This window comes from Cupriavidus sp. SZY C1 (assembly GCF_032190535.1).
GTDB classification, from domain to species: Bacteria; Pseudomonadota; Gammaproteobacteria; order Burkholderiales; family Burkholderiaceae; genus Cupriavidus; species Cupriavidus pauculus_C.
On sequence record NZ_JAUANU010000002.1, the window covers coordinates 298,510 to 325,028 of the forward strand.

The window sequence follows — 26,519 nt, forward strand, 5'->3', positions numbered from 1 at the left end:
CGCATGGATCTGCTGACCTACCTTCACCATAGCTGGCCGACGCTGCTGCGGCTGACCGGCGAGCACCTTGCGCTCGTGGGCTCGGCCGTGGGCATGGCCATCGTCATCGGCGTGCCGCTGGGCATCCTGATCACGCGCCACCGCTTCCTGGCCACGCCGCTGCTGGCGCTGGCCACGGTGGTGCTGACACTGCCGTCCATCGCGCTGTTCGGGCTGATGATCCCGATCTTCGCGCGCTTCGGCCACGCGCTGGGCTACGTGCCGGCCGTGACCGCCGTGTTCCTGTACTCGCTGCTGCCGATCATGCGCAACACGTACACCGCGCTGACCAACGTCGACCCCGGCATCCAGGAGGCCGGGCGTGGCATCGGCATGACCACCTGGCAGCGCATGCGGCTGGTGGACCTGCCGCTGGCCGTGCCCGTGATCCTGGGCGGGGTGCGTACCGCCGTGGTCATGAACATCGGCGTGGCCACCATTGCCGCCATCATCGGCGCCGGCGGCCTGGGCGTGCTGATCCTGCAGGCGATCAGCCAGAGCAACATGAGCAAGCTGGCCGTGGGCGCTGTGCTGGTCAGCCTGCTCGCCATCCTGGCCGACGTGGCGCTGCAGGCCCTGCAACGCGCGCTGACACCGAAAGGAATCCGACTATGATCGAACTCGACAAACTCACCAAGGCTTTCCCGCAGAAGGATGGCACCGAAGTGCGTGCCGTGAACGAGGTCAGCATGACCGTGCCGCGCGGGGAAATCTGCGTGTTCCTGGGCCCGTCGGGCTGCGGCAAGACCACCACGCTCAAGATGATCAACCGGCTGATCCAGCCGACCAGCGGCACCGTGCGCATCGACGGCGAGGACACGGCCGGCATCGACGGCGTGACGCTGCGGCGCAAGATCGGCTACGTGATCCAGCAGATCGGCCTGTTCCCGAACATGACCATCGAGGAAAACATCATGGTCGTGCCCCGGCTGCTGGGGTGGGACAAGAAGCAGTGCCGCGAACGCGCGCGCGAGCTGATCCGCATGGTGCAGCTGGACCCGGACAAGATGCTCAAGCGCTACCCGCGCGAGCTGTCGGGCGGCCAGCAGCAGCGCATCGGCGTGATCCGCGCGCTGGCGGCCGACGCGCCCGTGCTGCTGATGGACGAACCGTTCGGCGCGGTGGACCCGATCAACCGCGAGAGCATCCAGAACGAGTTCTTCCAGATGCAGCGCCAGCTTGGCAAGACCGTGATCATGGTGTCGCACGACATCGACGAGGCGATCAAGCTGGGCGACAAGGTGGCGGTGTTCCGCGGCGGCCGGCTGGTGCAGTTCGACCACCCGGACGCGCTGCTGGCCCACCCGGCCGACGACTTCGTCCAGGCCTTTGTCGGCCACGACAACACGCTCAAGCGCCTGCTGCTGGTGCGCGCCGGCGACGCGGCCACGATGCCGCCGACGGCCCGCCCGGACATGACGCTGGCCGACGCGTTCGGCGTGATGGACGACGCCGACGTGCGCCACCTGCCCGTGGTGCAGGACCAGCGTGCCATCGGCTACGTCACGCGCCGCGACGTGCGCGCGGCGCTGGCCCGCGGCGGCAACTGCGCCGACGTGATGCGCCAGTTCACCACCACGGCCGCGTTCGACGAACACCTGCGCATCGTGCTGTCGCGCATGTACCAGCACAACACGAGCTGGCTGCCCGTGATCGACGGCGACGGCATCTACCTGGGCGAAGTCACGCAGGAGTCGATCGCCGACTACCTGAGCTCGGGCCGCTCGCGCGGCACGGCACCGGTGATCCAGCCCCCGGCCAGTTCGCCGCTGGCAACGATCGGCCCGGCAGCGGCACCGACTCCGGCGAAGGAGCGCGAGGCGGCTTGAGGCGGGTTTTGCTCCTCTCTCCCGCCCGCGGGAGAGGGGCTGGGGGTGAGGGCCGGCGCGTCCAATCGCAACATACCTGATTGATACGCCATGCCCTCACCCCCGACCCCTCTCCCACTTCGCGGGAGAGGGGAGCAAAACTCCCGCCGACGCCGATTGCATCATCTCGCGATGTGATTCCGCCCGCAGGACTTCACCCCGCAAACAAAAACGGCCACATCAGTGGCCGTTTTTTCATCCCGGCAATCCCACCATCAAGCGTGGCCCAGCTCGCCGTCCTTCAGGCGCCAGAGCTTCAGCGGGTTGCCGTCCTTGAGCGCCTCGGGCAGCAGGTCGGCCGGCAGGTTCTGGTAGCAGACCGGGCGCAGGAAACGATCCAGCGCCGTGGTGCCCACCGATGTCGTGCGGGTGTCGGACGTGGCCGGGAACGGGCCGCCGTGGACCATTGCGAAGCAGACTTCCACGCCGGTCGGGAAGCCGTTGAACAGGATGCGGCCGACCTTGCGCTCCAGCGCGGGCAGCAGCTTGGCGGCCACGGCGTGGTCGCCGGCGTCGGCCTGCACGGTGGCGGTGAGCTGGCCTTCCAGCAGGCGCGTGACTTCGACCAGCGCGTCGGCGTCCTTGCAGACCACCAGCACCGTCGACGGGCCGAACACTTCGGCGTGCATGCGGTGGTCGGCCACGAACTTGTCGGCCGACGTTTCGAAGAACACCGGGCGGGCCTGGTTCGGGCCCGTGGCGTCCACGCCGCAGGCGGCGCGGGTCAGGCCCGAGATTTCCGACAACTGGGCCACGCCCCGCTCGAACGCGGCGTGGATGCCCGGCGTCAGCATCGTGCCGGCCGGCTTGCCGGTCAGCGCGGTGTGGGCCGTGGCGCGGAATTTATCGAGCGCCGGGCCTTCGATGGCCAGCAGCAGGCCGGGGTTGGTGCAGAACTGGCCCACGCCCAGCACCAGCGAATCGATCAGCTCGCGGGCGATCTGCTCGCCGCGCGCGTTCAGCGCCTCGGGCAGCAGGTAGACCGGGTTGATACTGCTCATTTCGGCGTAGACGGGAATCGGCACCGGGCGGCTGTTCGCCACGTTCATCAGGGCCAGGCCGCCCGCGCGCGAGCCGGTGAAGCCGACGGCCTGGATGGCCGGATGGGCCACCAGCGCCGTGCCGATGGCATTGCCGACGCCCTGGACCATCGAGAACACGCCTTCCGGCAGCCCGGCGTCCGCCACGGCCTTCTGGATCACGCGGCCGACCAGTTCCGATGTACCCGGATGGGCCGGGTGGGCCTTGGCGACAACCGGGCAGCCGGCGGCCAGGGCCGATGCGGTATCGCCACCGGCCACCGAGAACGCCAGCGGGAAGTTGCTGGCGCCGAACACGGCCACGGGCCCCACGGCGATGCGCTGCATGCGCAGGTCCGGCCGCGGCGGGGTGCGCTCGGGCAGCGCGCTGTCCAGCGTGGCGCCTTGCCAGCGGCCATCGCGCAGCACGCGCGCGAACAGGCGCAGCTGACCGGCGGTGCGGCCGCGCTCGCCCTGCAGGCGGGCGATCGGCAGCGCGGTTTCCAGATGGGCGCGCTGGATCAATTCGTCACCCAGCGCTTCCAGGCCGGCGGCGATCGATTCCAGGAACGTCGCGCGCTGCTCGGGCGTGGTGGCGCGATAGGTGTCGAACGCGGCTTCGGCCAGCGCGCAGGCACGGTCCACGTCGGCCGTCGTGCCGGTCTGGTAGGCCGGCTCCAGCTTGTCGCCGGTGGCCGGGTTGATGCCGTAAAAGGTGTCTTCGGTGCCGCGAACGGCGGTGGCGCCGATCAGCATTTCGCCAGTCATCGTCATGATTTTGGGTCCTGCGGGAAGGTGGAAAGGAGGGCCGGATCGCCGTCACGCAAGGCGTCGGCAGCCGGGCGGGCGCCATGGCGTGGCGCACCCCGGCAGGGGCGGAAAACTCGTCGTAAGACATCATATGACATCGACGGCCAGGCCGCAACCGCATCGCCCGTCACGTGATCCGGCGGGCGATGCAAGGCCGTCAGGCCGGCGATGCCGCCATCGCGGACGCCTTGCGCAGGCGCTCGCGGCTGTTGGTCAGGTGCATCCGCATGGCCGCCTTGGCGGCTTCCGGGTCGCGCCGTTCGATCGCGTCGAAGATGCTCTCGTGCTCGAAGCTGACGCGCTCCAGGTACTGCTCGCGCTCGGGCTGGCTCACCTGTAGCCGGCTGCGCGGGATCACCATCGTACCCAGGTGACCCATGATGTCCGTGAAATAGCGGTTGCCCGTGGCGCGGGCGATCGACAGATGGAACTCGAAATCGGACGCCACCGCGTCGTTGCCCTCGGCCGCATTACGCTTCATGTCGTCCAGCGCGCGGCGCATGGCGCGGAGCTGGTCGTCGCTGCGGCGCGTGGCCGCCAGGCTGGCCGCCTCGGCTTCCAGGCTGACGCGGAATTCGAGCATCGCCAGCACGTCCATGGCGGTGACCATCGCCGACGGGTCGATGCGGAACGGCGACTGCGTCTCGGGCGGCCGGTTCAGCACGAACGTGCCGATGCCGTGGCGCGTTTCCACCAGCCCGCTGGCCTGCAGCCGCGACAGCGCCTCGCGCACCACGGTACGGCTCACGCCCAGCGTGGCCATGATTTCGGACTCGGTTGGCAGCTTGTCGCCCGGCTTGATCTGGCCCTGCTGGATGCTGTCGGTCAGGTTGCCGACCACTTCTTCGGCAAGCGTGCGGCCACGGCGGCGCAGGGGAGCGGGCGAAGTCATCGTAACGTTGGACATGGGCATGCAGGGGTAGGAACAATGTGGGGATGACCCTGACGGCGGCATTGTTGACCGCGCAGGTACGCGCTCATTATACTGCGTCATAAGTCATACGACGACCGATAACGCACAGGATCTTGCAGCCGTGGGATCGTTGTGGCAGCGCGACAGCGCGTTCGCATCGGCCAGCTAATATATTAGCGTATGAGCAGAAGACAGCAGGGCGCATTTCCACGACATGGGGAGCGCGATCCCGGCGGCCTCGTCAACAGGACTCGGAGACCATCCACATGAACGCCAACACCCAACCCGTGGTTTGCGCGACGCCCGTCGTGACCGAACTGACCGTCGTGCCCGTGGCGGGCCACGACAGCATGCTGATGAACCTGTCGGGCGCACATGGCCCGTACTTCACCCGCAACATCGTCATCCTCAAGGACAGCGCCGGCAACACCGGCGTGGGCGAGGTGCCCGGCGGCGAAGGCATCCGCCAGACGCTGGAAGACGCCCGCCCGCTGGTGGTGGGGCAGGGCATCGGCCAGTACCTGTCGATCCTGAACCGCGTGCGCGAGCAGTTTGCCAGCCGCGACGCCGGCGGGCGCGGCCTGCAGACGTTTGACCTGCGTATCACCATCCACGCCGTGACCGCGCTGGAAGCGGCGCTGCTTGACCTGCTGGGCCAGCACCTGCAGGTGCCCGTGGCGGCGCTGCTGGGCGAAGGCCAGCAACGCGATGCCGTGGAAATGCTGGGCTACCTGTTCTACGTTGGCGACCGCAGCAAGACCACGCTCGACTACCGCACCGAGCCCGGCGCGGACAACGAATGGTTCCGCATCCGCAATGAAGTGGCGATGGATGCCCAGGGCGTGGTGCGGCTGGCCGAGGCGGCCTATGAGCGCTACGGCTTCAACGACTTCAAGCTCAAGGGCGGCGTGCTGCGCGGCGACGAGGAGATGGAAGCGATCATCGCGCTGCACGAGCGTTTTCCGAAGGCGCGCGTCACCCTGGACCCCAACGGCGGCTGGCTGCTGAAGGACGCGATCCGCCTGTGCCGCGACAAGCACGGCATTCTGGCCTACGCCGAGGACCCCTGCGGTGCCGAGGACGGCTACTCGGGCCGCGAGATCATGGCCGAATTCCGCACGGCCACCGGCCTGCCGACGGCCACCAACATGGTCGCCACCGACTGGCGGCAGATGGGCCACGCTGTGCGCCTGCAATCGGTCGACATCCCGCTAGCGGACCCGCACTTCTGGACCATGCAGGGGTCGGTGCGCGTGGCGCAGATGTGCTCGGAATGGGGCCTGACGTGGGGCTCGCATTCGAACAACCATTTCGATATCTCGCTGGCGATGTTCACGCACGTGGCCGCCGCCGCGCCGGGCCGCGTCACGGCTATCGACACGCACTGGATCTGGCAGGACGGCGAGCACCTGACGCGCAACCCGCTGAAGATCGAGGGCGGGCTGGTGCAGGTGCCGAAGACGCCGGGCCTGGGCGTGGAGCTGGACATGGACGCGCTGGCGCGGGCCAATCGGCTCTACCAGGAAAAGGGCCTGGGCGCGCGCGACGACGCCATCGCCATGCAGTTCCTGATCCCGAACTGGAAGTTCAACAACAAGATGCCGTGCATGGTGCGCTGAGCACCGTCGTAAAAGCTTTAAAAACCCAAGCAGGAGACAGCCCATGATCCGTACTTACACGGCCGCCACGCAGGCGGCCCGCACCTTCGCCCCCGCCGCCCCGCGCGCGTCCCGCCACAACGCGCTGCTGCGCCGCCTGGCCGGCGTGGCCCTGGCACTGGCCGCCGGCGTGACCGTCTGCGGCGCCGCCGTGGCCTCCACCGCGGCGTGGCCGCAGAAGCCGGTCTCGGTCGTCGTGCCGTTCCCGGCCGGCGGCTCGACCGACACCATCGCCCGCTACCTGGCCGCGCCGCTCAACGAGAAACTCGGCCAGCCGTTCGTGATCGACAACAAGCCGGGCGCCACCGGGGCCATCGGCGCCACCTACGTCAAGCGCGCGCCGGCCGACGGCTACACGATGCTGGTGGCATCGATCGGCGTGTTCGCGGTCAACCCGTTCCTGCAGAAGAACCTGCAGTACGATCCGGCCAAGGACTTCGACCTGCTGACCGTGGCGGTGCGGGCGCCGAACGTGCTGGTGGCCAACCCGAACTTCCCGGTCAAGTCGCTGCCGGAACTGGTGGCCTACATGAAGAAGAATCCGGGCAAGGTCACGTTCGCCAGCTCGGGCGCGGGGTCGTCGGACCACCTGACGGCCGCGCTGTTCTGGCAGAAGAGCGGCACCGAGGGCCTGCACGTGCCGTACAAGGGCGGCGCGCCGGCCATCTCGGACCTGCTGGCCGGGCAGGTCGACGTGTCGTTCCAGAACGTCAACGCGGTGCTGCAGCACATCCGCACGGGCAAGCTCAAGGCGCTGGCCGTGACGTCTGACAAGCGCTCGGCCGTGCTGCCCAACGTGCCCACCATGGCCGAGGGCGGCGTCAAGGACGTCGAGGTCTACTCGTGGCAGGGCGTGGCCGCGCCCAAGGGCCTGCCGGCCGATGTGAAGACCCGCTTGCATGGTGCCATCGTCGGCGCGCTCAAGGACGCCGGCATGCAGAAGAAGCTCAACGAGCAGGGCTTCGAAGTGGTCGCCAACACGCCCGAGCAGTTCGTCGAGTTCGAAAACCAGGAACTGAAGCGCTGGAAGACCGTGATCGAGCAGGGCAAGATCACGGCCGAGTAAGTTTCGGACTGCATCTATCTCCGCCCGGCCGCCTCGGCCGGGCCGGCCTTTTTTTCTCCTCCCCGGCGTTTCCCATCGACCCCACCAGCGTGGGGGCCCCCCAATTGGGCCTTCAGATAGACTTGCGGCCGCCGATACCGTAGAGGGTTGAACTGGATCAATCCGAGCTGGGTCACGGCGTGATAAACATGCCCGTTTTGTCTTTTGTCTGGAGAATGAATTGAAGAGTCTCAAGAGCTGCTGCCTGATCGGCGCCGTTGCTGCCATGGGTCTGGCCGGCTGCGCGACCGAATCGTCGACCGCGCTGCCGGTGCAGAAGGTGGAAAGCGCCAGCCGGCCGTACCACGGCGTGCGCACGCCGATCGCGGTGGGCAAGTTCGACAACCGTTCCAACTACATGCGCGGCGTGTTCTCGGACGGCATCGACCGCCTGAGCGGCCAGGCCAAGACCAGCCTGGTGACGCACCTGCAGCAGACCAACCGCTTCAACGTGCTGGAGCGCGAGAATCTCGACGAGATCAAGCGTGAAGCCGCCATCAAGAACCAGGCCCAGAAGCTCAAGGGCGCGGACTTCGTGGTCACCGGCGACATCACCGAGTTCGGCCGCAAGGAAGTGGGAGACGTGCAGCTCTTCGGCATCCTCGGTCGCGGCCGCGAGCAGGTGGCGTACGCCAAGGTCAACCTGAACGTGGTCAACATCACCACCTCCGAAGTGGTCTACGCCACGCAGGGCGCCGGCGAGTACAAGCTGTCGAACCGCGAGGTCATCGGCTTTGGCGGCACGGCCAGCTACGACTCGACGCTGAACGGCAAGGTGATGGACCTGGCCATGCGCGAGGCCGTGAACAACCTGGTCAGCGCGATCGAAAGCGGTGCCTGGAAGCCGGTGCAGTAATTCGGCTCCATCTTTCATCATAAAAAAGCGAGAAAAACCATGACGCAATGGGTTACGCTGCGCAGCGCGGCGTTTCTGTCGGCGGCCGGCCTGCTGGCCGGCTGTGCGGGTCCGCAGCCGATGTACCAGTGGGAGGGCTATCAGGCCCAGGTCTACGAGTACTTCAAGGGCGAGTCCAAGGAGGCGCAGATCACCGCGCTGGAAAGCGGGCTGGAGAAGATCAAGGCCAAGGGCGGCAGTGTGCCGCCGGGCTACCACGCCCAACTGGGCATGCTCTACCTGAACGTGGGCAAGGGCGACCAGATGGTCAAGGAATTCCAGACCGAGAAGACGCTGTTCCCGGAGTCCACGCCGTACATGGACTTCCTGATGCGTAACGTCAAGACCGACGCGCGCCCGGACGTGACCGCCGGCGCCACGCCGCAGGCCAAGGCCGACACCACGGCGGCCGCCAAGACCGAATCGACCGCCGGGAGCGCCAAATGATCCGCCGTATCCTGACCTATGTCGCCACCCTGGGCGCCGTGATGCTGTTCGCCGGCTGCGCCGTGCCGCAGAAGCAGGTGGACTACGCCGCGTTCAAGGTCGCCAAGCCGCGTTCGATCGTGGTGCTGCCGCCGCTGAACGAGTCGCCGGACATCAAGGCGACCTACGCGATGCTGTCGCAGGCCACCTTTCCGCTGGCGGAATCGGGCTACTACGTGATGCCGGTGGCGCTGGTCGACGAGACCTTCCGCCAGAACGGCCTGACCGTGCCCGGCGACATCCACGCCGTACCGGTCAAGAAGCTGCGCGAGATCTTTGGCGCCGACGCCGCCCTGTACGTGACCGTGACCGACTACGGCTCGCGTTACCAGGTGCTCAGCAGCGTGACGCGCGTGGCCGCGAACGCCAAGCTGGTGGACCTGAAGACCGGCGACGAACTGTGGAGCGGCACCGCCGTCGCGGCCAACGACAGCGGCAACAGCGGCGGCGGCCTGATCGGCATGCTGATTACCGCGGCCATCAACCAGGCCGTGAACCACATGACCGATGCCGCCTACCCGGTGGCTGGCACGGCGAGCTACCGCCTGCTGTCGGCCGGCACGCCGAATGGCATCCTCTACGGGCCGCGTTCGCCGAAGTACCAGGCGGACTGACCCCTGGCCTGGCCGCTGCGTTCCGGCGGCCGGATAGCAAAAATGCCGCAACACGGCCTCCGGTTCCGGAGCGGTGTTGCGGCATTTTTTTGTCTGGCGGAAGCGGTGAGATTCGAACTCACGGATGGGTCACCCCATCGGCAGTTTTCAAGACTGCTGCCTTAAACCACTCGGCCACGCTTCCTTCGGGATGTGCCGGGCAGGCTGGCGTTGTCATCCATGCTGCCCGGCCGCGCATTATACAGGGACGCGGCAGGCCACAGTGTGATGTTCCTGATGCAGTGGGACGGGTCCGGCCGGCTGCGGATGCTGACTCGTCGGACGCATTTGTCGGTGTTTGTCGGACAGCGCGGAACCATGTGGGCGCGGTAAGGTTCCTAGAAGGGACGGCGTGCCGCCATCGCGCAGCACGCTGGCGCTTTCAAACAGGCAATTGAGGAGAATTCGATGCAGGAACAACGCAAGGATCAAGCAAGGCCGTGGCTGGCCCTTGGCGGGCTCGGCGCACTGGCACTGGCGGCCGGACTGGCCGGCTGCGCGCAGCCGGGCTACGGCGGTTACGGAAACTACAACACCGCGCCGCCGCCGACCGGCTATCAGCAACCCAATAACTCGACCTACCAGGCACCGGCCGGCTCGGTGTTCACGGGCCGCGTCGAGTCGATCGAGCCGATCCAGACCACGCAGGGCAGCTCGGGCATCCTGGGCACCGTGATCGGCGGTGCGGCTGGCGGCCTGCTGGGCCACCAGATTGGCGGCGGGCGTGGCCAGACGGCCGCGACGATCGTCGGCGCCGTGGGCGGTGCCGTGGCCGGCAACCAGATCGAGAAGCGGACCGGCAGCAATACGTCGACCGTGTACCGCGTCAACGTGCGGCTCGACGATGGCCGCGTGGCCACCGTGACGCAGAGCAATATCGGCAACCTGCGCGTGGGTGACCGCGCCCGCGTGGCCAACGACATGGCGACGCCGTACTGACCAACCCCGGTCGACTGACGACCGGGAAAGCAAAAACGCCACACGTGATTCGCGTGTGGCGTTTTTGCTTTTTGCTTTGTCGCGCGGCCCGTCGTCAATCCTTCAGGAACATTTCCTGCAGGTCGTTGAGGAAGCGCCGGCCCAGTTCGGTCGGCTTGATGGTCGTCGGGTCGGCTTCCAGCAGCCCTTTCTGCTCGGCGGCGGCCAGCATCTTGCCGATGGCATGCAGCGGCAGGCCGGTGTAGTCGTGGAAGCTCGACGCCGGCACGCCATCGGTCAGCCGCAGCGCGTTGAGCATGAATTCGAACGGCAGTTCATCGGCGCCAACCTCGCGCGCCTCCTGCACGGCGTTGCCGGCCATGGCCTGATCCATGTACGTGGCCGGATGCTTGTGGCGCATCTGGCGCAGGATGCGGTTCGGAAACGACAGCTTGCCGTGCGCCCCGGCACCGATACCCAGGTAATCGCCGAAACGCCAGTAATTAAGGTTGTGCCGCGCCTCGCGATGCGGCCGGGCGTAGGCCGACGTCTCATAGTGGCGGTAGCCGGCCTGGGAAGTGCGGGCCTCGATGATGTCCTGCATCTCGTAGGCCAGGTCCTCGTCGGGCAGCGCCGGCGGGAATTTGGCGAACAGCGTGTTCGGTTCGAGCGTCAGGTGGTAAAGCGACAGGTGCGCGGTGCCGTACGACAGCGCCGACTCCAGGTCGCGCACGCACTCGTCGATGGTCTGGCCCGGCAGCGCGTACATCAGGTCCAGGTTGACGTTGTCGAAGTGCCGCAGCGCGATGTCGATCGCCGCGCGCGCTTCCTTCTCGCCGTGGATGCGGCCCAGCGCCTGCAGGTGGGCGTCGTTGAAGCTCTGGATGCCGATCGACAGCCGGTTGATGCCGCTGGCGCGGTAGCTGGCAAACCGTTCGGCCTCGAAGGTGCCGGGGTTGGCTTCCATCGTGATCTCGGCGTCGGCGTCCAGCGGCAGCAGCGCGCGGATATCCGACAGCAGCCGGTCCATGCCGGCCGCCGACAGCAGGCTCGGCGTGCCGCCGCCCAGGAACACCGTGTGTACCGGCCGGCCCCAGACCAGCGGCAGCGACTGTTCCAGGTCCGCGCGCAGCGCGTCCAGGTAGCGGTCTTCGGGGATGTCGTGGCTGTCCTGCCCGCCGGGCGCCGCGTGCGAGTTGAAATCGCAATACGGGCACTTGCGCACGCACCACGGGATATGGACGTAGAGCGACAGCGGCGGCGAACCGGGCAGGGCGATCTGGCCCGGCTTGAGCCAGAGCTGCGGGTTGCCGGTCGATGCCGGCTCGGCCGGCTTGCCGCTGCCGGCGGGAATGATGGGGATCATGCAGAAACCTTGGGCGCTACGCGCCGACCTTGAGACTCGCGGCCTGCAGCCGGGCCACCAGGCCCTGCAGCGCCAGCGCGCGATGGCTGATGCCGTTCTTTTCCTCGGCCGTCAGCTCCGCCGCCGTCTTGCCGATCTTGGGCAGCAGGAAATGGGGGTCGTAGCCGAAGCCGCCCGTGCCGCGCGGGGCATCCACGACCTCGCCGGCCCACGTGCCCTCGGCGATGATCGGACGCGGGTCGTCGGCATGGCGCACCAGCACCAGCACGCAGTAGTAGTGCGCGTGGCGGTTCAGCTTGCCGGCCAGTTGCGAGATCAGGTGCGCGTTGTTGGCGGCGTCGGTCTTGGGTTTGCCGACCATCTGCGCATACCGGGCCGAATACACGCCCGGCGCGCCGTCCAGGGCGTCGACGCAGATGCCCGAGTCGTCGGCCAGCGCGGGCATGCCGGCGAGCCGGCTGGCGTGGCGGGCCTTGGCCAGCGCGTTCTCGACGAAGGTGGCAAACGGCTCCTCGGCCTCGGGGATGCCCAGCTCGCCCTGCGGCACGACGTCGAAGCCGAGCGGGGACAGCAGCGCGCCGAATTCGCGCACCTTGCCGGTGTTGTTGGAGGCCAGGACCAGGCGTTGCATCGTCAATCCCTCCTGCGCGTCAGACGCCGAGCGCCTGCTTCTGGTGGCGCACCAGTTCGGCGATGCCGGCTTCGGCCAGGCGCGTCATGGCGTCCAGGTCGGCGCGGCTGAACGGGGCGCCCTCGGCGGTGCCCTGGACTTCCACGAAGCCGCCGCTGCCGGTCATCACCACGTTCATGTCGGTGTCGCAGTTGCTGTCCTCGGCGTAGTCCAGGTCCAGCACGGGCACGCCGTCGACCATGCCCACCGACACGGCCGCCACGAAGTCGCGGATCGGGCTGGCGGCGATCAGGCCGTCGCGCAGCATGGTGCCGATGGCATCGTGCGCGGCCACGAAGGCGCCGGTGATGGCGGCCGTGCGGGTGCCGCCGTCGGCCTGCAGCACGTCGCAATCGAGGTGGATCGTGTATTCGCCCAGCGCGGAGAGGTCGAAGACCGAGCGCATGGCCCGGCCGATCAGGCGCTGGATTTCCTGCGTGCGGCCGGTCTGCTTGCCCCGTGCCGCCTCGCGGTCGGAGCGCGTGTGCGTGGCGCGCGGCAGCATGCCGTATTCGGCCGTGACCCAGCCTTCGCCGCTGCCTTTCTTGTGTGGCGGCACCTTCGCCAGCACGCTGGCCGTGCACAGCACCTTGGTGTCGCCAAAGGCACTCAGCACCGCGCCTTCGGCGTGGCGCGTGTAGTGGCGGGTCAGGCTGATGGGTCGCAGCGCGTCGGCCGCGCGTCCGCTGGGTCGCATGGGGATCTTTCGTCGGAATCGGATGAGACCGCGATTCTAACGCCGCCGGGCCGGTCGTGCGCCGGCCGCGGCCCCAAGCGCCGGTCAGCGCATCAGGTTCGAGGTCTTGTCGATGGCCGCGCGGATCTCGGCAATCGAGCGTTCGATCTCTTCCTCGGACAGCAGGTCGGTGTCCGAGCCCGTGCGCTCCAGGATCGACGTGGTGAACGCGTTCAGCGGCAGCGTGTCGGTCAGCACCGCCTCCTCGTTGGTCACGGTGGCGTCGGCTTCCCACATCATCGCGATCGCTGTGGTGTTGTCGGCACCTTCGCCGGCGTTGGCCAGCGACTGCTCGATCAGGTCGGGAATCGCGTGGACGACCGACAGGTGCGTCACCTTGTCGACGATGACCTTTTCCTCCAGCGCGCCCCAGAGCCCGTCCGAGCACAGCAGCGCCACGTCGCCCGGCTCCAGCCGCACCGGGCCGCCGATGTCGATCAGCGGCAGGTTGGGCGACCCCAGGCAGTTGTAGAGCTTGTTGCGTTCCGGATGGTTGGCCACCTCCATCGGCAGCACGCGCTCCTGCTGCAGCAGGTTCTCGATCTTCGAGTGGTCGCGCGTGCGGGTGAGCAGCGCGCCCTTGCGCATCAGGTAGAAGCGCGAGTCGCCGGCGTGCGCCCAGTGGATCTGGCCGTTCTGGATCAGGCAGCAGACCACCGTGGTGCGCGGCACGTCGGCCAGCTTGTTGGCCTCGGCGTACCGGTGGATCTCGCGGTGCGCCAGCATGACCGTGTCCTGCAGGAAATCGGCAGGATTGCGGATGGCCGGGCGGGCCTGGGTCTGGAACTGGCGGGCCAGCGTCTGCAGCGCCTGTTGCGCGGCCACTTCGCCAAAGGCATGGCCGCCCAGGCCGTCGGCCAGGACCATGAGCAGGGCGTCGCGGGTAAAGCAGTAGCCCATGCGGTCCTGGTTGATCCGGCGGCCGCCCTTACGGCTTTCCTGGTAGACGGAGAATCGCATTGCGGGAATTCGTGTCGGGTTCGTGCGTTAGTTGCCGCTTCGGCCGGCTTGCGCGGCGTGCACGGGATTGGCGGCGTCGGGCTTGTCCGGGCTCTTGTCCTCGCGGCGGCGCAGCAACGTCATGAAGCGGCTGGTGGCGTTCATGCGCTCGGTCACCGGGCCGGCCGGCGTGTTGCTGGCGGCGGCCGCGGCCGACTGCTCGCCCAGGGCGTTGCTCTGGTCGCGCAGTTCCTTCTGCAGCCGGAACACGCTCTGCGGGCGCTCGGACGGCGTCAGCCGCAGGCACCATTCGACCAGGTCGACCAGGCCGTTCGTGTACGTGGCGCGCAGCCGCGCGAAGGAATCGGCCATGCGGTCGTCCTTCTCGCGCTGGTTGGCCTCCTGCGGCGGCATGCCGGCCATGCAGGCGTAGAGCGTGGCGCCCAGGCTGTAGATGTCGGTCCAGGGGCCCAGGTCGGAATGCTTGCCGTACAGCTCCGGCGCCGCAAAGCCCGGCGTGTACATGGGCTGGAAGCGCGCGTTTTCCATCGTCAGGATCTGCCGGGCGGCGCCGAAGTCGAGCAGGATCGGCGATTCGTCCTCGCGCAGGTAGATGTTGCCGGGCTTGATGTCCAGGTGCAGCAGCTTGTGGATGTGCACCTCGCGCAGGCCGCTCATCAGGTCGTGGAACACCTTGCGGATGAAGCGCTCGCGCAGCACCTTGGCCTTGCCCTGCTGCCGGGCCTGCAGGATGTGTTCCTGCAGCGTCTTGCCCAGCTCGTAGTTCATGACCATGTAGACCGTGGCGTTCTCGCGGAAGAAATTCACCACGCGGACCACGCTCGGGTGCGAAATGCGCGCCAGCGACCGGCCTTCCTCGAAGAAATACTTCAGGCCCAGCCGGAACGAGGCGGCGTTTTCTTCGGGCACGACGGGAATCAGCTCGCCCGGGCTGCGGCGCGCCAGCGACGACGGCAGGTATTCCTTGATGGCAACCGGGGCGCCGGTCTCGTCCGTGGCAAGGTAGACGAAACTGAACCCCCCGCTGGCCAACTTCTTTACAATACGGTAGTTGGCAAGCAGCGTGCCGATCGGGAGCGGCGCGCTCTTGGGTGGGTTGGCGCCCTTGGACTCTGTCATAGGATTCGGGACCTCATTTGCTCCCGGATTCTCCGGTCTAATCGGTCACTTGTAAAGAAATCCTTGGCAGGGACTGTTGCCAAAACTCCGCGCCCCCTGGCTGCCGGTTTTCCCTTGATTTTGCTGGCGTTTTTGCCGCCGCCGCGGTGCCGCCGACGGGCCCCGGCCCCGCGCCCCGTACCGATTCCTCAATTTTCGACCCTTTCGCGAGATTAACGACGATGATCCACAGCATGACAGGCTACGGCCTGGCCACCCGCCAGGCACCGCTGACCAACGCCCAGGGCGAACCCAGCGGCCGCACGGCATCGGTTTCCGTGGAGTTCCGGACTGTCAATTCGCGTTTTCTCGACCTGTTGTTCCGCGCGCCCGAAGAGTGCCGCGCGTTCGAGCCGGCGCTGCGCGAAATGCTGATGGGCGAGCTGTCGCGCGGCAAGCTCGAATGCCGCATCAACCTGCAGCGCACCGACACCGGCGGCGCCACGCTGGCGCTGAACCAGTCGCTGCTGGACCAGATCCGCGCGCTGGAGTCGACCGTGGGCGCCACGTTCCCCAGCGCCGGCACCATGCGCATGGGCGAGCTGCTGCGCTGGCCCGGCGTGCTGGTGGAGCCCGAGCTGTCGCAGGAAGCGCTGCGCGAGGCCGTGACCGGCGCCGCCCGCGAGGCGCTGAAGCAACTGCTGGAAGCGCGCAGCCGCGAGGGTGCCGCGCTCAAGGCCACGCTGGAGGAGCGCATCGACGCCATGCTGGCCATCGTCGAGCGCCTGACGCCGATGATCCCGCAGCTGATCGCCCATCACCAGGAAAAGCTGACCGAGCGCCTGCAGGAGGCATTCAACCTGGCAGCGCCCAACGGCATGCCGTCGATGAGCCGCGAGGAAGTGGCCGAGCGCATCCGCCAGGAAGCCACCGTCTACGGCATCCGCATCGACATTGCCGAGGAACTGTCGCGGCTGCAGGCCCACCTGAACGAAACGCGGCATATCCTGAAGAAGGGCGGCCAGGTGGGCAAGCGCCTGGACTTCATGATGCAGGAGCTCAACCGCGAGGCCAACACGCTGGGCTCGAAGGCCGCCGCCAAGGAACTTGCCGATGCGTCGATGGAGCTCAAGCTCCTGATCGAGCAGATGCGCGAACAGATTCAAAACCTCGAATAAGATCATGAGCGAAACGACCCACACCGCCATCGATACCGCCTATCCCGGCAACCTGTTCATGGTGGTGGCACCGTCCGGGGCCGGCAAGTCCACGCTGGTCAACGCGCTGCTGGCGCAGGACCAGTCCATCCGCCTGTCGATCTCGCACACCACGCGCAAGCCGCGTCCGGGCGAGCAGAACGGGCGCGAGTACCACTTCACCACGGTCGACGAGTTCCGGGCCGCCCGCGACCGCGGCGAGTTCCTGGAATGGGCCGAGGTGCACGGCAACTACTACGCCACGTCGCGCGTCTGGATCGAGCAGCAGATGGCCCAGGGCAACGACGTGCTGCTGGAGATCGACTGGCAGGGCGCCCAGCAGGTGCACAAGCGCTTTTCGAACGCGGTGGAGATCTTCATCCTGCCGCCGTCGCTGACGGCGCTGGAGGAACGGCTCAAGAAGCGCGGCCAGGACGAGCAGAACGTGATCGTGCGCCGGCTACTGGCCGCGGGTAGCGAAATGGCCCATGCGTCGGAGTCGGACTACGTGATCATCAACGAGGTGTTCGAGGACGCGCTGCGGCAGCTTCAGAACGTCGTTCACGCGACCCGTTTGCGCTTTTCGTCGCAAAAGGCCCGTCACGCCGAGCTGTTCATCGAGCTCGGCATTCACTGAAGCGCAGGGCGTCGCCGGAAGGTTCTGGCGACGTGCTGTAAAATACCGGCCTGTCGAACAGGTTTTATCCCAAGGTGGATTTGATATGGCGCGTATTACCGTCGAAGATTGTCTGAAACACATCCCGAACCGCTTCGAGCTCGCCCTCGCCGCGACCTACCGTGCACGCCAGCTCGTGCAGGGCCACACGCCCAAGGTCGAGGCCAAGGACAAGCCCACCGTGGTGGCGCTGCGCGAGATCGCGTCGGGGCAGGTCGGCATCGAGATGCTGAAGAAGGTTCCGACCTGATTTCCCAGGCGGCCCGTGGTTCATTCATGCTTCGCGTGCGTACGCAACCAGCCGCGCATCCAGTTGAATTCCAGGGGCCGCCGCCATGCCTTCGTCGCCGTCCGATCCCGCCGTCGCTCCCCCGGGCAACCCCGGGACCGGGGCGTCGCGCGCACCGACGGCGGCCAAGCTGCCTGGCGCTGTGGCGACTGCCGCACCGGTTGGTGCGGCAGCTTCGTCTGTGGCGCCCGGTGCACCACTGCCGGGCGTCGTGCCGGTTTCCACATCCCTGCCGCCGGTGCCTGTCGCGCCGGCCGGGCGTAGGCGTCCCGGACCGCTTCCATTGACCGCCCGTACCGGTGCTCCCAATCTTCCCGACCCGCTCGGCGACAACGTCGTCGGCGAGCGGGCCGTCGTGCCGCCGATCCAGCAGGCCAAGGGCCGCGCGGCGCTGGCCAACGAGCTGGTAGCCGAGCCGGTGGCCGGTACCGTGCCGGCCACGCCGGGCGGCGACCTGTTCATCGACGCCGTGCTGGCGCAGTCCTATCGCCACTTTTTCGGGCCGACGTCGCAGCCCGCGGTGCCGCCGCGGCAGCAGGTCATCTCGATTGCGCGGCTGATGGAGAAGCTGGCCTACCTGAAGCCGGCCGACCAGACGCTGGTACGCGAGGCATTCCAGTTCTCGGACGAAGCCCACCTGGGCCAGTACCGCCAGAGCGGTGAGCCTTACATCACTCACCCGGTGGCGGTGGCCGAGCTGTGCGCGGACTGGAAGCTCGACGTGCAGTCCATCATGGCGGCGCTGCTGCACGACGTGATGGAGGACCAGGGCATCACGAAGAGCGAGCTGGCCGAGAAATTCGGGCCCAAGGTTGCCGAACTCGTCGATGGCCTGACCAAGCTGGACAAGCTCGAATTCCAGAGCCGCGAGCAGGCGCAGGCGGAAAGCTTCCGCAAGATGCTGCTGGCGATGGCGCGCGACGTGCGGGTGATTCTGGTCAAGCTGGCCGATCGCACGCACAACATGCGCACGCTCGATTTCGTGCCGCCCGAGAAGCGGCGCCGGATCGCGCTGGAAACCATGGAGATCTACGCGCCGATCGCGCACCGGCTGGGTCTCAACACGATTTACCGCGAGCTGCAGGACCTGTCGTTCAAGGTCGGCTCGCCGTTCCGGTACGCCACGCTGGAAAAGGCCGTCAAGGCCGCGCGCGGCAACCGGCGCGAGGTGGTGCGGCGCATCCTGGAAGCGGCGCAGGCGGCGCTGGCCGATGCCGGCATCGTGGCCGAGCTGTCCGGCCGCGAGAAGACGCTGTACAGCATCTATCGCAAGATGCACGACAAGCAGCTGTCGTTCTCTCAGGTGCTGGACGTCTACGGTTTCCGCGTGGTGGTGGAAACGCAGATGCACTGCTACATGGCGATGGGCGCGCTGCACAGCCTGTACAAGCCGATGCCGGGCAAGTTCAAGGACTACATCGCGATCCCGAAGATCAACGGCTACCAGTCGCTGCACACGACGCTGGTGGGCCCGTTCGGCACGCCGGTGGAGTTCCAGATCCGCACGCGCGGCATGCACCAGATTGCCGAGGCCGGCGTGGCGGCGCACTGGATGTACAAGCACCAGGCCGACCATGCCAACGATATCCAGCAGCAGGCGCACCAGTGGCTGCAGTCGCTGCTGGACATCCAGAGCCAGACCGGCGATTCGCAGGAATTCCTGGAGCACGTCAAGATCGACCTGTTTCCGGACGCCGTCTACGTGTTCACGCCCAAGGGCCATATCCGCGCGCTGCCGCGCGGCGCCACGGCGCTGGACTTTGCCTATGCCGTGCACAGCGACCTGGGCAACCAGTGCGTGGCGGTCAAGATCAACAACGAACTGCTGCCGCTGCGGACCGAGCTGAAGAGCGGCGACATCGTCGAGGTGGTGACGGCGCCGTACTCGAAGCCCAATCCCGCGTGGCTGGCGTTCGTGCGCACGGGCAAGGCGCGCGCGGCGATCCGCCACTACCTCAAGACCACCAAGCTCGACGAGGCCATCCAGCTCGGCGAGCGCCTGCTGGACCAGGCCGCGCGCCAGCTCGGCATCGAACTGAAGGCGGTGCCGCAGTCGGTGTGGGAGCGGATGATCCAGTGGACGGGCAACAAGCTCAAGGAAGACATCTTCGCGGACCTGGCGCTGGGCCGGCGCGTGCCGGCCGTGGTGGCGCGCCGCATGGAGATCCTGCTGCAGGAGCTGTCCGGCGACGTGGACAGCGCGCTGCTGGCCGCGGTGCAGACGTTCGCCGGAGAGGAAGCGCCGGCCGTGCCGATCACCGGCGACGAGGGCATGTCGATGATCTTCTCGGCGTGCTGCCGGCCGATTCCGGGCGATTCGATCGTCGGCTACCTGGGCAAGGGCGAAGGGCTGCAGATCCACGTGCAGGATTGCAAGGTGGCCAAGCGCCTGCACAGCAAGGACCCCGAGCACTGGATCGAGGTCATGTGGGCCAAGAAGACGACGCGGGCGTTCGACGTGTCGATCAAGGTCATGGTGCGCAACGTCAAGGGCATCGTGGCGCGCGTGGCGGCCGACCTGACCGCCGCCGACGCCAACGTGGCGCACGTGGCGATGGAGCAGCAGCAACAGGCCGGCCATCAGGAAGCCACGTACATGCAGTTCGTGATCCAGGTACAGAACCGCCTGCACCTGGCCAACGTCATGCGGGCGCTGCGGCGCAATCCGGACGTGATCCGGATCTTCCGCGACCGCAACGACGGCTAGGGCGCCGCCGACCCCTTCGGCGGATACCGGACTTCCAGGATGTCGATCTGTTCCACGCCGGCCGGCGTGCGCAGCGGCACGGTGTCGCCTTCCCGCGCCTTGATCAGCGCCTTGGCGATCGGCGAAATCCAGCTCACGTGGTTGCTGTCGAGGTCCACCTCGTCCATGCCGACGATCGTGATCGTGGTTTCCTCGCCGGCCTGGTTGGCGTAGGTGACCGTGGCGCCGAAGAAGATCTGGTCGTTGTCGCCCTGCAGCGAGGGGTCGACGACCTCGGCCTTGTCCAGCCGGCGGGTCAGGAAGCGGATGCGGCGGTCGATCTCGCGCAGGCGCTTCTTGCCGTAGAGGTAGTCGCCATTCTCCGAGCGGTCGCCATTGGACGCCGCCCACGACACGATCTGCACGATATCGGGCCGCTCCACGTCGATCAGGTGCATCAGCTCGTCGCGCAGGCGCTGGTAGCCGGTGGCGGTGATGTAGTTCTTGGTTCCTGCGGGGAGCGGCGTGGCGCCTTCGGGAAGGTCGTCGTCGTCATCGTTGGACGACTCTTTGACAAAAGCCTTGTTCATGTTCCGGATCACTTCATGAGGCTTCAATTATAGGAAGTTGCGCCCCGCCATCGCGCTGGCCGAAAAAAATGCGCGCGGGGGCTTCACAAAACTGAAAACTTCTATATAATCTCTTTTCTCGGTTGCGGCTGTAGCTCAGTTGGATAGAGTACTTGGCTACGAACCAAGGGGTCGTGGGTTCGAATCCTGCCAGCCGCGCCAACCTAATACGTGAAAAGGGCTTCCAGAAATGGAAGCCCTTTTTGCATTCGCACTTCCGCCATTCCTTCTGCCTTTCCTTCCTGTTCTGCGCCTAGTGTCGTACGCCTGGTCTGGTTGCGCTGTCGGTGTCTATCCTGTTTGCATGGGGGTGCGGAACGCGGGCAGCCTGGCCTGTTCCAACCTGCATCGGCAACCTGATCGACGGAGGCAACTCATGGAGCAGGAAGACTGGCGCACCGAAGGCTATCGCGGGATGGATGCCTACGTACTCGTGACCTTGCACCACGACACGACTGCCGGCAGCGTGGGCGATACCCAGACCTGGGGCTACGAGGTGCGCGTGGCGCAGGAGGGCATGGACCCGTCCGACGCCGGCGATACCGAGCGCGTGGGCAGTGGCACCCATGTCTTTGCCACGCGCCATGCCGCTGAAGTGGCGGCATTCGCGGCGGCTTATGCGTTGATCGACAAGCTCGTTGGGCCGGCGCGCTGACACGGCGCGCTATTGCGCGTCGCCGTAATGGTTCATTGCGGGACGCGCAATGGCTTGACGCGCAATGGCTTATCACAGGCCGTTTCCGGCCTGATCGTTTCCCACTTGACCAGGATCATTTTTGGATCGGCATCCCGCTCCTAGGCTGGTGTTGTGCGCGCCGTCGTGCGCGCCTGCAGCAGAACAAGGAGTACGCCATGCCCGAGTACGACGGTATCAAGATCGTCTACGAAGTGGTCGTCCTGCCCAAGGACAAGTGGGCCATCATGATCGAAATCCTCCGGCGCGAGGACGGCGCCGTGCTGATGTCGCGCCACAACCCGTTTCCGCGCCAGCCGTTCGACACCAAGCTGGAGGCGCTGGATCACGTGAATCGCTACGTCGCGGATGTGGTCAAGAATCTCGACCGCGATGCCATGCAGAGGAAGCGGCGCTGCGCATAGCGGCCATTCTCCGGAATGGTGCAAGAAGTACTTGCCACGTGCGCCAGACTGCGGCATAATCTCTTTCTTCAGACGCGGGGTGGAGCAGTCTGGCAGCTCGTCGGGCTCATAACCCGAAGGTCGCAGGTTCAAATCCTGCCCCCGCAACCAGATACGTAAGAAGGGCCGCACGATCATTCGTGCGGCCCTTTTTGTTTGGGTGCTTCGGCAGAGTTGCGGGTGCAAGAACTACGCGACGAACTACGCCTCAGCCCTTGATCAGCGACGCGGCCCGCGTGAAGGTGTCACGCACCTGCGGCTGTTCCTCTTTCTCGGCGGCCTCGGCGCGCGCCTTCAAGCGCGACGCCAGCACTTCCAGGTTGCCACCGTTGCCGCAAGCCCGCGCGGCCTCGTTCATCAACTGCGTCAGTTCCTGGTTGACGTCGGCGCCATCGAAGGCGCTGACGGACAGGGCCGACACGCGTTCCAGAAAGCTGTTGACCAGTGCTTCATCATGTTGCGGTTCGGGCATGGTGGCTCCTTGTCGAACGATAAGAACACTGTGAAAGTGAAAAAGGACTGGCGAAACGGTTATCGCTGCCCGGGCAGTTGGGGCAGGGCGGCCACGCCGCGCCGCGCCGGTTTCAGCGCGCGGGTCGGCCACAGGACGTAGTTGGTATGCGGGTCCATCGGCTTGCCGAAATAGGACACCCACACCTGCACACCGTGTTCGGTCTCGGACACGATCGCCGCCACGGCACGCGCGGCGACAGACGGGGACTTCAGCAGTTCGCCCAGCGCTTCGACGCCCTGGACGACATGGTGCTTCACCCCCCTGAACCATACGTACTGACGCATGGCGGCAAGAAATCCTTTAGTCATTGATCTGCTCTTCTCGATGGCATTGCAAAACTGAGACCACAGCTTACACGGATAGTTGTGACCGTTTTGTAGGCTCGCGTCTGATTTTCCGTTGAGAATCCGGGATGTGATGCCCCCGCAATTTGACGACGCAACGCGGGTTGCCACGCTCTATGTGCGACCCCAAATTGACAAGCTGTTGCACTTGCCTTAGCGTGGTTTCATATGCCGCACATCGTGCCAGCATAGCCGCAGATTTCCGCGTACGGGATGCAACCTTGGGGAGCGCCGATGACCGAAGACATGCTGCTGCAACTGATGGTGGAAGTGGAGAAGGCCGATCCCATCGACTATGCGAATCTGCCGTTCGACGACGACAAGCTCCGCGCCCTGGCCTGCAAGCTGATCGCCGAGCGTTCCACCGAGCTTGAAACCTCGGGCATGTCGAAGGAGGCGCTGCTTGCCACGCTGTGGGCTTCCACCGCCAAGCTGGTGCTCGAAAACATCGTCCTCAACGCCCGGCTGCTGACGCTCCAAGGCAAACCGGAAGATGCGCGGGTCCTGATCGACCGCATTGCACGCCAATCCCGCGGCGGCGCCTGACGCGTATCGCTAATAAGCGCCCCATGCATCACACGATGCATGGGTATCGCCGATTAGCTAAAATATCGCGTTTTCCGCCCCCATCACTCGACGAGAGTACCGGTCACTTTCGGGGCGGTGTTTGTCCTGGAGGGATTTCGGGTGATCAAATGGATAATCGTCGCGGCCTACCTGGGTGCCATCCTGTATGTGCACTTCCGCGGCAAGGTGAGGCTGCCCTTGATGCGCCAGATGCTGGACCACTCGGCACTGGTCGCCCCGGTCAACTGCTTCATGTACATGTTCTCCGGCGTACCCCGCACGCCGTACATCCCCGTCGACCGCTTTCCTGAACTGGAAAAACTGCGCGCCGCGTGGCCGCAGATCCGCGACGAGGGCCTGGCGCTGATCGCCATGCGCAAGATCAAGGCCGCCGACAAGAACGACGACGCCGGTTTCAACTCGTTCTTCAAATACGGCTGGAAGCGTTTCTACCTGAAATGGTACGAAGCGCAGCACCCGTCGGCCGAAGTGCTGTGTCCCAACACCGTGGCACTGCTGCGCGACATGCCGTCGGTCAAGGCGGCGATGTTCGCGGAACTGCCGCCCGGCGGCAAGCTGAACCCGCACCGCGATCCGTTTGCCGGTTCGCTGCGCTACCACCTGGGCCTGTCCACGCCGAACGACGACCGCTGCTTCATCGAGGTGGACGGCGAGCGCCATAGCTGGCGCGACGGCCAGGGCGTGGTCTTCGACGAGACCTACCTGCACTGGGCCGAAAACCGCAGCGAGACCGACCGCCTGATCCTGTTCTGCGACATCGAACGCCCGATGCGCTATCGCTGGGCCGCCGCCTTCAACCACTGGATGGGCCGCAAGGTCATGACGGCCGCCAGCTCGCCCAACGACGACAACGACCAGACCGGCGCCATCAACAAGCTGTTCCGCTTCGTATGGCTCGGCGGCCAGTACCGCCGCCGCTTCAAGGCGTGGAACAAGAGCGTGTACTACGTGACCAAGTTCGGGCTGATCATCGGCGGCGTGGCGCTGATTGTGTTTCTCTGATCGTTTGCAGTCCTGTGTAGCGGAAAGCCGGCCGAGTGCCGGCTTTTTCTTTTTAGTCCTCCGGGCTGTCCATCGTAGTTCGGCGATTAACGTTCAGAACTGATCGGCGCTTGCGCCTTGGCAAACGCGCATCGCGGTGGGATTCCCTCCCGCCCCGCGCGCAGCTACGGTATGGCGTCTTCGCTCGCCATCCGCCATGGCGTGTATCCCATCGCGTTCGACCGCCGACACCATGAGATATCTCTCCCTAGTGTTGTTCTTGTATTGCGCGCTTCCTCAGGCGAGTGTCGAGACCAACATCTTGTGTCTGAACCCTGTCGACGCGGGATTTGAGAACCTGGAGTTTCGCCGGTATCACGATAGGACGATAGGTTGGGAAGGCGGCGCCGCAAGGTATCAAAGCGCGGCGAATGCGATGCCGCTCATCCTTGGCGATAGGCGGATCGATGTCCTCGATCCGGCTCGACCCTACCAGGTGACCGAGACATGGTTGGAGGTGGGGGCCGGGAAACTCATTGGAAAATACGAACTGATGTCGCAAGGTGCCGTTGTGTATTCTTTTGCCTACACCCAACTGAGTAATGGTAAGACGGTGGACTTCCTCCAAGCTCAACAATATGAGCCGCAGCCCGACGCCAGATGCGACTGGTCTTGGCGCCGCCTCAACGGTGTATCCGCAGCGGGCTAAGACGGCTCGCCAACCCTACACCTGCTCCCCCCGCCGCCTCTCATTCCCCAGCGCCTCGTAATGCGCCCGCTTGGCCGCGTACATCCGATGGTCGGCCAGCTTGACCGTGTCGGTCAGGCGGTCGCCCTGGGTGCACGTGGCGGCGCCGATCGAGAATGACAGGCGGGCGCCCGGGTAGAACTGGTTGTTCAGGCCGACCACTTCCTCGATCTGCTCGACGACGGTGGCGGCGCCGCGTTCGTCGCGGCCCGGTAGCAGGACCATGAATTCGTCGCCGCCGATGCGGGCGACGCAGGCCTGTTCGCCCACGGCCTTCTTCAGGACTTCGCCGGTGCGGCGCAGCAGCGCGTCGCCGTCGCCGTGGCCGAACTGGTCGTTGATGACCTTCAGGCCGTTCAGGTCCAGTGCCACCACGCTCACGGGCCACGGGCCCTTGCGGCCCAGCCGGGCCAGTTCATCCTCGTAGTAGGCGCGGTTGTAGAGCTTGGTCAGCACGTCGTGCTTGCCCAGGAATTCCACGTACGCTTCGGCCTTCTTGCGGGCCGTGATGTCGGTCAGCGACACCAGCACCTGGTCCCAGTCGGCCTCGCGCCCCGGGAACACCGACCACTGCATGAAGACGTCGACCGAGCGGCCGTCCAGCGCGTAGTTGATGACTTCGCGCTGCTGCCACAGCTTCTCGTGCCACAGGTCCACGAGCTGTTCGGCGAAGTGGATGCGCATGTCGTCGCGAAAGACGTCGCCCAGGCGCGACAGCAGGATCTCCTTGCTCGGCGCGCCGAACATCGTCAGCGTCTGCTGGTTGACGTCGAGCACGCGAATCTCCTGCATGCAGCGCGACACAAAGTCTGGATGGACGTTCAGGAACGTGCGGAAATCGGTGATGCCGGCGGCGCGCACCTCGTCCAGCAGCATCTTCACGGCGCTGAAGTCTTCCACCCACAGCGACACCGGCGAATGCTCGAACAATCCCACCGCGTACTGCTGCGCGCGGCGCAGTTCGCGCTCAGTGCGCATGCGCGCGGTGATGTCCTCGATGGACAGCAGCACGCGCGACCAGTCGTCCTCGTGGCCTGGCATGATGCTGGCGTCGAGCCGGATGTCCAGCCGCTCGCCGTCGAGCGTGTAGTTCACGGTCTGGCTGGTGAAGTGCCGGCCGCCGTCCCAGAGCTGGCCCAGTTCCTCCACGTGCTGGTCGAACATGTCGTCGCGGAACACGCTGTCGAGGTTGCCGACCAGATGGTCGACGTCCCGCGCGCGGAACAGGTCCAGCGTGCGCTGGTTGACGTCGAGCACGCGGATCAGCGCCGAGCAGCGCGCCACCTCGGCCGGGTGGTCGCGCAGATGGCGGCGCAGGTCCGTCACGCCGTCGGCCCGTAGCTGTTCGAACGCCAGGCGCACCGCGCTGAAGTCCTCCAGCCACAGCGACACCGGCGCCAGCTGGAACAGCGTCTGATAGTCGTTGACGAGCGGCGATGCCGCGGGTGCGTGCCCCAAAGTCGTTCTCCCCTGTTCTTGTGACGGATGGCGTACCGCGCAATAGGCCAATAGGATAGGCGAGCGCCGTGCCGATTTG

Annotated in this window: 29 protein-coding genes and 3 tRNA genes; 19 read left to right on the forward strand and 13 right to left on the reverse strand. The window is 66.3% G+C overall.

Annotated features, from left to right (window positions below):
- The first annotated feature begins 3 nt into the window (after positions 1-3).
- Entirely contained in the window at positions 4-654 is a 651-nt protein-coding gene (locus QTN24_RS05495; RefSeq protein WP_124684953.1) for an ABC transporter permease, read from the forward strand.
- Entirely contained in the window at positions 651-1,868 is a 1,218-nt protein-coding gene (locus tag QTN24_RS05500) for an ABC transporter ATP-binding protein (protein WP_313835687.1), read from the forward strand. Before QTN24_RS05495 ends, QTN24_RS05500 begins: the two co-directional genes overlap by 4 nt.
- Positions 1,869-2,122: 254 nt before the next feature.
- On the opposite strand, the gene QTN24_RS05505 is transcribed toward QTN24_RS05500, so the two are convergent.
- Both QTN24_RS05505 and QTN24_RS05510 read right to left on the reverse strand, forming a co-directional pair.
- Positions 2,123-3,700 carry an aldehyde dehydrogenase (NADP(+)) gene (locus tag QTN24_RS05505; RefSeq protein WP_313835689.1) on the reverse strand — a complete coding sequence of 526 codons (1,578 nt, stop codon included), beginning with the start codon at positions 3,698-3,700 and terminating at the stop codon, positions 2,123-2,125.
- 193 nt (positions 3,701-3,893) lie between these two features.
- Complete coding sequence (locus tag QTN24_RS05510; protein WP_124684950.1) at positions 3,894-4,643, reverse strand: FadR/GntR family transcriptional regulator; 750 nt, start codon at positions 4,641-4,643, stop codon at positions 3,894-3,896.
- Positions 4,644-4,915: 272 nt separating this feature from the next.
- On the opposite strand from QTN24_RS05510, the gene gudD reads away from it, so the two are divergent.
- The 5 genes from gudD to QTN24_RS05535 all read left to right on the forward strand — a co-directional run bounded on the left by gudD (position 4,916) and on the right by QTN24_RS05535 (position 9,407).
- Positions 4,916-6,268: a glucarate dehydratase gene (gene gudD, locus QTN24_RS05515; RefSeq protein ID WP_313835692.1), complete on the forward strand. Its 1,353-nt coding sequence runs from the start codon at positions 4,916-4,918 to the stop codon at positions 6,266-6,268.
- Between the two features lie 43 nt (positions 6,269-6,311).
- Entirely contained in the window at positions 6,312-7,373 is a 1,062-nt protein-coding gene (locus QTN24_RS05520; RefSeq protein WP_313835694.1) for a tripartite tricarboxylate transporter substrate binding protein, read from the forward strand.
- Between the two features lie 265 nt (positions 7,374-7,638).
- Entirely contained in the window at positions 7,639-8,268 is a 630-nt protein-coding gene (locus tag QTN24_RS05525; RefSeq protein ID WP_313835878.1) for a CsgG/HfaB family protein, read from the forward strand.
- Positions 8,269-8,307: 39 nt separating this feature from the next.
- Positions 8,308-8,754: a DUF4810 domain-containing protein gene (locus tag QTN24_RS05530; RefSeq protein WP_124684947.1), complete on the forward strand. Its 447-nt coding sequence runs from the start codon at positions 8,308-8,310 to the stop codon at positions 8,752-8,754.
- The gene (locus tag QTN24_RS05535) at positions 8,751-9,407 is read left to right on the forward strand and encodes a DUF799 domain-containing protein (RefSeq protein ID WP_313835696.1); all 657 of its coding nucleotides are present in this window, start codon (positions 8,751-8,753) and stop codon (positions 9,405-9,407) included. Before QTN24_RS05530 ends, QTN24_RS05535 begins: the two co-directional genes overlap by 4 nt.
- Positions 9,408-9,501: 94 nt before the next feature.
- Here QTN24_RS05535 and QTN24_RS05540 read toward each other — a convergent pair.
- Positions 9,502-9,591, reverse strand: a tRNA-Ser gene (locus QTN24_RS05540).
- Positions 9,592-9,854: 263 nt separating this feature from the next.
- On the opposite strand from QTN24_RS05540, the gene QTN24_RS05545 reads away from it, so the two are divergent.
- Positions 9,855-10,385 carry a glycine zipper 2TM domain-containing protein gene (locus tag QTN24_RS05545; protein ID WP_124684945.1) on the forward strand — a complete coding sequence of 177 codons (531 nt, stop codon included), beginning with the start codon at positions 9,855-9,857 and terminating at the stop codon, positions 10,383-10,385.
- A gap of 94 nt (positions 10,386-10,479) precedes the next feature.
- On the opposite strand, the gene hemW is transcribed toward QTN24_RS05545, so the two are convergent.
- From hemW to QTN24_RS05575, 6 genes are all read right to left on the reverse strand, one after another.
- Entirely contained in the window at positions 10,480-11,730 is a 1,251-nt protein-coding gene (gene hemW / locus QTN24_RS05550; protein ID WP_313835698.1) for a radical SAM family heme chaperone HemW, read from the reverse strand.
- Positions 11,731-11,746: 16 nt separating this feature from the next.
- Complete coding sequence (gene rdgB / locus QTN24_RS05555; protein WP_313835700.1) at positions 11,747-12,361, reverse strand: RdgB/HAM1 family non-canonical purine NTP pyrophosphatase; 615 nt, start codon at positions 12,359-12,361, stop codon at positions 11,747-11,749.
- Between the two features lie 19 nt (positions 12,362-12,380).
- Positions 12,381-13,097 carry a ribonuclease PH gene (gene rph / locus QTN24_RS05560; protein WP_313835702.1) on the reverse strand — a complete coding sequence of 239 codons (717 nt, stop codon included), beginning with the start codon at positions 13,095-13,097 and terminating at the stop codon, positions 12,381-12,383.
- 84 nt (positions 13,098-13,181) lie between these two features.
- Positions 13,182-14,096 carry a PP2C family protein-serine/threonine phosphatase gene (locus QTN24_RS05565; protein WP_124684941.1) on the reverse strand — a complete coding sequence of 305 codons (915 nt, stop codon included), beginning with the start codon at positions 14,094-14,096 and terminating at the stop codon, positions 13,182-13,184.
- Positions 14,097-14,123: 27 nt separating this feature from the next.
- Positions 14,124-15,215 carry a serine/threonine-protein kinase gene (locus QTN24_RS05570; RefSeq protein ID WP_313835705.1) on the reverse strand — a complete coding sequence of 364 codons (1,092 nt, stop codon included), beginning with the start codon at positions 15,213-15,215 and terminating at the stop codon, positions 14,124-14,126.
- Positions 15,216-15,252: 37 nt separating this feature from the next.
- A complete protein-coding gene (locus tag QTN24_RS05575) occupies positions 15,253-15,450 on the reverse strand; it encodes a hypothetical protein (RefSeq protein ID WP_313835882.1) in 198 nt (65 codons plus the stop codon).
- Between QTN24_RS05575 and QTN24_RS05580 the strand changes: the two genes are divergently transcribed.
- From QTN24_RS05580 to QTN24_RS05595, 4 genes are all read left to right on the forward strand, one after another.
- Positions 15,437-16,372 carry a YicC/YloC family endoribonuclease gene (locus QTN24_RS05580; protein ID WP_124684939.1) on the forward strand — a complete coding sequence of 312 codons (936 nt, stop codon included), beginning with the start codon at positions 15,437-15,439 and terminating at the stop codon, positions 16,370-16,372. The two genes, QTN24_RS05575 and QTN24_RS05580, sit on opposite strands and share 14 nt — an antisense overlap.
- A gap of 4 nt (positions 16,373-16,376) precedes the next feature.
- Positions 16,377-17,027, forward strand: a complete 651-nt coding sequence (gmk, locus tag QTN24_RS05585) for a guanylate kinase (RefSeq protein ID WP_124684938.1) — start codon at positions 16,377-16,379, stop codon at positions 17,025-17,027.
- A gap of 85 nt (positions 17,028-17,112) precedes the next feature.
- Entirely contained in the window at positions 17,113-17,316 is a 204-nt protein-coding gene (rpoZ, locus tag QTN24_RS05590) for a DNA-directed RNA polymerase subunit omega (RefSeq protein WP_006578656.1), read from the forward strand.
- 322 nt (positions 17,317-17,638) lie between these two features.
- On the forward strand, positions 17,639-20,062 hold the full coding sequence (locus tag QTN24_RS05595) for a RelA/SpoT family protein (RefSeq protein WP_124684937.1): 2,424 nt from the start codon (positions 17,639-17,641) through the stop codon (positions 20,060-20,062).
- Here QTN24_RS05595 and greB read toward each other — a convergent pair.
- Complete coding sequence (gene greB / locus QTN24_RS05600) at positions 20,059-20,631, reverse strand: transcription elongation factor GreB (protein WP_313835711.1); 573 nt, start codon at positions 20,629-20,631, stop codon at positions 20,059-20,061. The genes QTN24_RS05595 and greB overlap by 4 nt on opposite strands.
- A 124-nt stretch (positions 20,632-20,755) precedes the next feature.
- Here greB and QTN24_RS05605 point away from each other — a divergent pair.
- From QTN24_RS05605 to QTN24_RS05620, 4 genes are all read left to right on the forward strand, one after another.
- Positions 20,756-20,832 (forward strand) — tRNA-Arg (locus tag QTN24_RS05605).
- A gap of 214 nt (positions 20,833-21,046) precedes the next feature.
- The gene (locus QTN24_RS05610) at positions 21,047-21,325 is read left to right on the forward strand and encodes a hypothetical protein (RefSeq protein ID WP_313835713.1); all 279 of its coding nucleotides are present in this window, start codon (positions 21,047-21,049) and stop codon (positions 21,323-21,325) included.
- 197 nt (positions 21,326-21,522) lie between these two features.
- Positions 21,523-21,768: a hypothetical protein gene (locus QTN24_RS05615; RefSeq protein WP_313835714.1), complete on the forward strand. Its 246-nt coding sequence runs from the start codon at positions 21,523-21,525 to the stop codon at positions 21,766-21,768.
- A gap of 73 nt (positions 21,769-21,841) precedes the next feature.
- A tRNA-Met gene (locus tag QTN24_RS05620) sits at positions 21,842-21,918 on the forward strand.
- 97 nt (positions 21,919-22,015) lie between these two features.
- Here the strand turns inward: QTN24_RS05620 and QTN24_RS05625 are convergent.
- Together QTN24_RS05625 and QTN24_RS05630 are read right to left on the reverse strand one after the other, a co-directional pair.
- Positions 22,016-22,279, reverse strand: a complete 264-nt coding sequence (locus QTN24_RS05625) for a hypothetical protein (protein ID WP_124684933.1) — start codon at positions 22,277-22,279, stop codon at positions 22,016-22,018.
- Between the two features lie 59 nt (positions 22,280-22,338).
- Positions 22,339-22,629 (reverse strand): hypothetical protein, encoded by a 291-nt coding sequence (locus tag QTN24_RS05630; protein WP_124684932.1) that lies wholly within the window; start codon positions 22,627-22,629, stop codon positions 22,339-22,341.
- A 270-nt stretch (positions 22,630-22,899) separates the two neighbouring features.
- On the opposite strand from QTN24_RS05630, the gene QTN24_RS05635 reads away from it, so the two are divergent.
- From QTN24_RS05635 to QTN24_RS05645, 3 genes are all read left to right on the forward strand, one after another.
- Positions 22,900-23,211, forward strand: coding sequence for a hypothetical protein (locus tag QTN24_RS05635; RefSeq protein WP_124684931.1), 312 nt, complete (start codon positions 22,900-22,902; stop codon positions 23,209-23,211).
- A 141-nt stretch (positions 23,212-23,352) separates the two neighbouring features.
- Positions 23,353-24,255, forward strand: coding sequence for a lipid A hydroxylase LpxO (gene lpxO, locus QTN24_RS05640; protein ID WP_124684930.1), 903 nt, complete (start codon positions 23,353-23,355; stop codon positions 24,253-24,255).
- A gap of 232 nt (positions 24,256-24,487) precedes the next feature.
- Entirely contained in the window at positions 24,488-24,943 is a 456-nt protein-coding gene (locus tag QTN24_RS05645; RefSeq protein ID WP_313835718.1) for a hypothetical protein, read from the forward strand.
- Between the two features lie 15 nt (positions 24,944-24,958).
- On the opposite strand, the gene QTN24_RS05650 is transcribed toward QTN24_RS05645, so the two are convergent.
- On the reverse strand, positions 24,959-26,440 hold the full coding sequence (locus tag QTN24_RS05650) for a sensor domain-containing diguanylate cyclase (protein WP_313835720.1): 1,482 nt from the start codon (positions 26,438-26,440) through the stop codon (positions 24,959-24,961).
- Between the last annotated feature and the right edge of the window lie 79 nt (positions 26,441-26,519).